Raw genomic sequence first — 501 nt, forward strand, 5'->3', positions numbered from 1 at the left:
TGCGGATTTCCAGGCCGGGCAGGTACAGCGTTTCAAGCAGCAACGATTGCGCGTGGGTTTGCAGCGAGCGGGTTTTGCGCACGCGCTGGCCGTCGGCGCCGTAGACGTATTGCTCGCTGTCGCTGAGCCCGCTGTCACGCTCGACCGGGCGCACTTCGCGAAGCTGGTTGCGCAGGTCCCAGCTCAGCGTCTGTCCCGGGTGTAACACTCGCAGGTTGCCGTTGGCGTCGAAGCTGTCGCGAAAATCCTGTTCCGTGGGTTCGATCCCGTTGCGGACCGGCAGGCAACGATTGCTGTGGCGGTCGGCAACCAACCGATGTCCATGGTTCTGGGGTCCGACGTGAGTCAGTTCCAGCAGGTTGTTACCACGGTCGTAGCGGTAGGTCTGGCGATAGTTGCCGGGCATGGCGGGGTCAGCGCCGACCCTGGACGCCGGCCCATGATCGACGCCTCCGGCCTCCCACCCTGTGGCGTCGATCAAGCGGTAAAGGCTGTCGTAAC

General features: G+C 64.3%; 1 pseudogene. It reads right to left on the reverse strand.

The features are described 5' to 3' along the window. Positions 1-501 (reverse strand): annotated as a pseudogene (locus tag IB249_RS29575) (RHS repeat protein); the annotation flags it as partial.

The sequence above is a fragment of the Pseudomonas sp. PDM04 genome (assembly GCF_014851765.1).
Lineage (GTDB): Bacteria > Pseudomonadota > Gammaproteobacteria > Pseudomonadales > Pseudomonadaceae > Aquipseudomonas.